The following is a 4,679-nucleotide window of genomic DNA, read 5'->3' as shown; positions in this document are numbered from 1 at the left end:
GCTTCCCTAGCCCAGGCTTTCGCTTACGCCGCCCGGGAAACCGGCGGGGTGGTGGGCGACGAATTCCGCCGGGTGGTGGAGGAAAGCAGGGGCGGCAGTATCGCCGCGGCGGTTGGCCGCCTGGCGGCCAGGGTGGATATACCGGAGGCCTGGATGCTGGCCGATGCCGTGCGGATGCTGGGCCGGACCGGCGGGCAGGACAGCCTCTCTTTACTGGAGGCCTGCGCCGATGCGATCGCGGCGCGGCGGGCCAGGGTGCGCCGCGCCGGTGCCCAGACCGCTGGCATCCGGTTTGAGGGTTTTTTGGCCAGCGTTATCCCGGTGGCCATGTTCCTGTGGTTTTTCTTTAGTTTCGGCGATGATTACCGGGTTATGGTGGAGACGGCCCGGGGCCGGATGATGCTGGCCGTGGCTATAGGGAGCCTGGTTGTATGCTGGGTCCTGGTCCTGGCTATCTTAAGGCGGGCCGGGACAGTGGACTGAAAGGATGTGGTGGAACTGCTTTACGCTGTGCTGGCCGGGGCCGGCGTTTTTTGTTTGGTCACGGCTTTCTTTTCCTGGTGGCAGCGTAACCCCCTGGCGGAATGGGTGGAGAGGAGGAGCAGGGCGGCGCTGCCTTTAAAGATACGTTTGGTAGTTTCCCTGCAGGAGGCCGGGCGGCAGGTGCAGGGCCATATTCCCCGGGTGCTGGCGGACCTATTCAGCAGCCGGCGGCTGGCCCTGATGTTGAGGCTGGCGGGGACGCCCCTCGGGCTCTCGGCGGGAGAGTTCCAGGGGCTGCTTTTCCTGGCGGGCCTGGCCGGGATTGCTACCCTGATCCTGGGGTACGCCCTGGGGACCGGGGTCTTACCTGGCCTACTGGTGTTGGGCGTTGGCGTGGGCCTGCCCCTTTTTTGGGTGCAGGCCGTAGCCAGGAGGACCCAGGCCCGGATGCGGCGCAGCCTGGGGTATTTTATCCGCCAGCTGGCGGTAGGGGCCGCCGGGCGGGTGTCGATCCTGGATATGATTAAAGACACGGCCGCCAACGCTGATCATGACCCCCTGGCGCGGGAGATGGCAGCGGTGGTGGAAGAGGTGGAAAGGGGCGGCCGCAAGTTAAGCGACGCCCTGCACGATATGGCCGGGAATATTGATCTTCCCGAGGCTTACGAACTGGCCGCCGAACTGGCAGCGGCGGAGAGGTACGGCGGTGAGGGCCTGGCCGCCGGGCTCAAAATTCTGGCCCGGTCCCTGGACGCCCGGCGGGAGACGGAGAGCATCGCCGCCATCCAGAAGGCGGAAACCTGGATCACTATGATTATTACTATCACGGTGGTTATCTCCGGCTCTATCTTCATGGTGGGGGCCCTGGTCCTTAATTTTTTAGAAGTATGGCATTGAGGGAAAGGAGGTGGGGAGGCTTGCCGGCTACCGGAAAGGGGGTGAGAACTGTGCCAAAAGTAAAGTGTTTCCTTGCAAAAGGGAGAAAATTAGCAGAAAACACATTAAGGCTGCTGGCGGATGAGAGGGGCAATCTATTAGAGTGGGTGTTTATTGCGGCGACTATGATTGGCCTCGGCTACTGGGGTTACAACAGGTATGTAAAGGAACCGGCATATGACACTTTCAGCCAGACGGGCGATTATCTTAGTGCCGGCATCAATGGAGAGTAAGACGCTTCGGGCGGGTTATATCCCGCCCCTTTTCTTTTTAAAGCAGGAGGTGGGGAGAATAGCTGGTTTTAAATATGCGGTTTTATTTATTCTCCTGTTTGTTACCAGTGTCACCGATAAGAAGGATTCGAGGATCCGTAATGTACATACCTTGCCGGCCATAACTCTGGGGGTATTGCTGGCAGGTCCGGGGTGGAAGGCGGCCTTGGCGGATGCCGGGGCGGGGTTCCTGCTCTTCCTGCCGGTAGTGTTACTGGGCTTGGCGGGGATGGGGGACGCCAAGCTCTGCGCGGCGGCTGCCGCCTTGATTGGGTTCCAGCAGGCGGGGCTGGGGGCCTGGCTGGGAACGGTATACTGCGCTTTATGGGTTGCCTGGCGGGAGGCCAGGAAAGGAAGCGTGGGGGAGTGGGTGAATATGCAGGTGTATGCCATGGTACAGGTGCTGGCGGGACGGGTGCCTGAAGGTGAAAAGTATCCTTTCGCGCCGTTTTTTGCCGCCGGCGTGGTAACGGCCTTGCTCTGGGGGTGGTTGTCCTGAAGAAAGGCGAAGAAGGCTTTGTCCTGGAGTTTACCCTTTTTGTAGGGATAATTTTCTTCTTCATTTTCGGGATGCTGGTCTACAGCATGAGGGCCAACGCCACGAGCGTTTGCATCAGTGCCGCCCGGGAGGCGGCCCGCACCCTGGCCGTGACCCACTCCCCGGAGCAGGCGAAGGCCAGGGCGGTAGAGGTGGTCCAGACCGCCCTGTATACCGGTTCCAGGGCCGGAGGGAGCAGGCCGGGTGAGCCCCGTAAGGCCTTCGACCCTGATCAGCCTAACCCTACCCGGCCGGACGTGGTGCTCCAGGATGACGGGACCTGGTGCCGGGCCTGGGTGTATTACCACCTGCCCAACGCGGTGCCGGGATTGCCGAAACTCCTGGACAGCAGGGCTTCTCTCCTGGACCGGTACATCACAGTAGGCGGGTATGCGGTGTTTAAACGGGAGGTGGAGTGATGTTTGGCAGGCTGCGCGGCGAGGAGGGTTTTTTACCCCTCTTTATGGCTTTGATGACGCCTTTGATTATCTTCGCCTGGGGCCTGGCGATTGACTTTAGCCGGGCTCATTTTGTTAAAGCGGAGCTCCAGACGGCGGCCGACGCCGGTTCCCTGGCGGGTGCCATGACGGCCGTGCCGGTAGCGGATATTGAATACCGGCCAATAACGGATGCTAACGGCAATGTTACCGGGGTGGAGGAGGTGGTAAAGGGATGGCGGGCGGTTATCCAGGATGAAGCCCTGGCCGGCAGTGAAGCGTGGGGGGCTTTCCAGGCTAATAGTGATGGCTTAACCCCCCAGGCCGGGGTGGAGTTTAATAAGGGGAGTGATTATACCGGGGCAAAGATAGATGAGGATAAATACCTGGTTGAAGCCAGAGCCAGGGTCAAGATGCCCTGGGCGGGCGCGGCGGCGGCCATGATGACCGGCGAGAGGTCTTTCTATGAGGTGCTGGTCGGGGGAAGGGGCTTGGGCCAGGCGATAGTGAAAACGGGTAATTAGAATGGAGCAGCAAGCTACAAAAGAAAGGATAGGTGGTTTTAATGCGGAAGGGTATTTTGGCATTAATTGTGGTTGCGGCGTTTATAGCCGGGGCGGCTGCCGGTTTCGGCGGGGGGTATTACAAATATGTCGCCGCCCCCAGGAAACAGGCCGTGGAGATGGCTAAAAAACAGCAGGAAGAGATGAATAAGATGGTGCGGCATGGGACCATCACGGCGGTCGAGCCGGACAAATTGACCCTTAAGGTCGAAAAAGGCGGCGGGGATATCGGCCAGACCATAACCCTGGCCACCAACGAGTTTACCTCTATCCAGGTGGGGATGAATTTTGTGGACAAGCCGGGACAAAAAGCAGACCTCACGAAATGGTTTAAAGCCGGCGATACCATTGACGCCCTGGTAAAGGACGGCCAGGCCTTAGCCCTGCACCGGGAGCCCCGGCCGGGGGATGAGGGGCAGCAGGGACAGGTCAGCGCCTTGCTTGGCGGCCAGCCTTCCTCCAATAACGGCCAGGCGGCCCAGACGCAGGGGCCGAAAAAGTGATGCCGGAAGGACAGCAATGCGGGGCATTGAGAAGGGGAGCCGGGGAAACCCGGCTCCCTGGCATATTTGAAATTAGGAGGCGGATTTTATGTGGAAGGTTTATTTTCAGGAGAAAATTCCTTTTTTGTGGTATGACGTTTTGGAATTTCCGGCATGGCTATTACCTTTGTTTTATTGCTGGAAATCAGCTCCTTTCGTTTTTGGTTTAGGCGTAGTAGGATTTATAGCTGCGGCTATCTACTCCTGGTATAGCGGCGATGTGTATTATAACGTCCTTATTCTCAAAATGGGGTTCTGGTTTATTATCGCGTTTGCAAGTAGCTTTGTCTTGGGCGTGTTGGTTTCCATATGGGAGGATCTAGTAAAAGAACGTCGAAATGAGAAAGGGCAATCGTTAACTATTCAGGAAGTTATTCGCAAGGAGTTGGATTTTGAGAGGTGGTGTTCCTGAATGGATAAAGGCTTGACCCTGGCGGTAATGTTGTTTATTCTGTTGATCTACCTGCCAGGATACGCGAGACTATCGGTTGCGGGAAGTAAGAGGGAAGAACGTACTATTTCATATTCAGTTCAAAATGGATCTTTTGTATTAACACTAATCCTTGTAATCTTGTTTGTTTTAGAGGTAGCAGGGAGATCTACGATCTTTTCACGTTTTTTATCAACCCTCAAGGACATTAGCATTGGAGTAGATAAGCCTATAGATGTTTTCGCCCTTGGTGGCGTGTTCGCTAGTACTTATTTGGCAGCGATGTTTTTTGGTGTGATTGAGTTATTATCAATTATAGGTTTCCCTCAGAAAAGGAAGGGTAGGCTTAGAATTAAACCTGCTGACCCATTAAAGGAGACGTTTATTTTCTACCGCAAGGCCGGGAAGAGGCCATACTTGAGAGTTATTCTTTCCAGCGGAAAGATAATTACCGGCGAGTGTTTGAAATATGGCTGGA

At 56.8% G+C, this 4,679-nt stretch carries 9 protein-coding genes; all 9 read left to right on the top strand.

All coding sequences use genetic code 11. From position 1 onward, the window contains the following. The coding region (locus tag MOMUL_RS14990; protein WP_153018460.1) for a type II secretion system F family protein at window positions 1-483 on the top strand (483 nt) is incomplete at its 5' end. Window positions 484-489: 6 nt separating this feature from the next. Continuing rightward, window positions 490-1,380, top strand: coding sequence for a type II secretion system F family protein (locus MOMUL_RS14985; protein ID WP_062286200.1), 891 nt, complete (start codon window positions 490-492; stop codon window positions 1,378-1,380). A gap of 20 nt (window positions 1,381-1,400) precedes the next feature. Next, complete coding sequence (locus MOMUL_RS16795) at window positions 1,401-1,652, top strand: hypothetical protein (RefSeq protein ID WP_062286198.1); 252 nt, start codon at window positions 1,401-1,403, stop codon at window positions 1,650-1,652. Continuing rightward, window positions 1,642-2,190: a prepilin peptidase gene (locus MOMUL_RS14975; RefSeq protein WP_062286196.1), complete on the top strand. Its 549-nt coding sequence runs from the start codon at window positions 1,642-1,644 to the stop codon at window positions 2,188-2,190. The genes MOMUL_RS16795 and MOMUL_RS14975 overlap by 11 nt, the downstream gene beginning before the upstream one ends. Then, window positions 2,178-2,648: a TadE/TadG family type IV pilus assembly protein gene (locus tag MOMUL_RS14970; RefSeq protein ID WP_062286194.1), complete on the top strand. Its 471-nt coding sequence runs from the start codon at window positions 2,178-2,180 to the stop codon at window positions 2,646-2,648. Before MOMUL_RS14975 ends, MOMUL_RS14970 begins: the two co-directional genes overlap by 13 nt. Next, on the top strand, window positions 2,648-3,190 hold the full coding sequence (locus MOMUL_RS14965) for a TadE/TadG family type IV pilus assembly protein (protein WP_062286192.1): 543 nt from the start codon (window positions 2,648-2,650) through the stop codon (window positions 3,188-3,190). The genes MOMUL_RS14970 and MOMUL_RS14965 overlap by 1 nt, the downstream gene beginning before the upstream one ends. A 41-nt stretch (window positions 3,191-3,231) precedes the next feature. Beyond that, on the top strand, window positions 3,232-3,732 hold the full coding sequence (locus MOMUL_RS14960) for a hypothetical protein (RefSeq protein ID WP_062286189.1): 501 nt from the start codon (window positions 3,232-3,234) through the stop codon (window positions 3,730-3,732). Window positions 3,733-3,820: 88 nt separating this feature from the next. Continuing rightward, a complete protein-coding gene (locus tag MOMUL_RS14955) occupies window positions 3,821-4,183 on the top strand; it encodes a hypothetical protein (protein WP_062286186.1) in 363 nt (120 codons plus the stop codon). Further along, window positions 4,184-4,679: hypothetical protein (locus MOMUL_RS14950; RefSeq protein WP_153018456.1), on the top strand; the 496-nt coding region annotated here is incomplete at its 3' end.

This window comes from Moorella mulderi DSM 14980 (genome assembly GCF_001594015.1).
GTDB lineage: Bacteria > Bacillota > DSM-521 > Neomoorellales > Neomoorellaceae > Neomoorella > Neomoorella mulderi.
Note: the sequence above shows the minus strand (reverse complement) of the source record. Positions and strands in the feature narration are given on the sequence as shown.